Annotated in this window: 1 protein-coding gene; it reads left to right on the forward strand. The window is 30.5% G+C overall.

Annotation, left to right across the window (positions count from 1 at the left end; translation table 11 throughout):
* Positions 1-163: 163 nt before the first annotated feature.
* The coding region (locus OIF36_05660; GenBank protein MCV6599939.1) for a hypothetical protein at positions 164-914 on the forward strand (751 nt) is incomplete at its 3' end.

Genomic DNA, 914 nt, shown 5'->3' on the forward strand with positions numbered 1-914 from the left:
TGGAGTTCAGACGTGTGCTCTCCGATCTGTTCCCCGTCAAAGCAAAGACATCCCAAGGTTTGAAAATCAAAATCCCAATCTCCCAGGAATAAATGTATTTTCAGTTGATGATAACAATAGAGTATATCCTTTGTGGATAAACCAAAAAGACTGTCAAAAATCCTTGGATCTTTTTTTCCATTCAGATGGAGAAAAACAACATTACTCTTTAATAAAAAACTTTTCAAGATTGATTAGATCTCAAATCACTTCTCATAGATCAAGTAAAATTTATATTTGTAAAAAGTGTCTTACCCATTATACTAAAGAAGATCTCCTTGAAAAGCATATTACATATTGCGGCAACAATGAAACAGTGGTTGTGAAAATGCCAACCAAAAAAAACAGTATTATCAAATTCAAACACCATTTTAAAAAACTTCCTCTTCCTTTCATAATATATGCTGATTTTGAATGTTTTACTATTCCTGTTAATTCTTGTCAACCAAATCCAGAAAAATCATATACAAAAACTTACCAGAAACATGAGCCAAGTGGTTTCTGCCTTTATCTTAAAACTTTGGATGGAATGAATACCAATTTCGAACCAATAGTTTATACAAAGAAAACTCCAGATGAAGATATTTCCAAAAAGTTTATCAAACATGTTGTAAAATTAACTCATAAAATTTACAAAGATTATTATAAAAAACCAAAACCTTATAATTTGTCTGATAAAGAAGAAAAAGAATTTCAATCTGCTTCAACATGTTATATTTGTGAAGAAGTATTTACCAGAGATGAAAAATCAAATGGTAAAGTGAGAGATCATTGTCATTTCACTGGAGAATATCCAGGCGCAGCTCATAATCAATGTAATCTTTCATGTCGAAAACCAATAAGTCTTCCAGTTATATTTCACAATTTGCAAGGAT

The sequence above is a fragment of the Alphaproteobacteria bacterium genome (genome assembly GCA_025800285.1).
Classification (GTDB): Bacteria; Pseudomonadota; Alphaproteobacteria; order JAOXRX01; family JAOXRX01; genus JAOXRX01.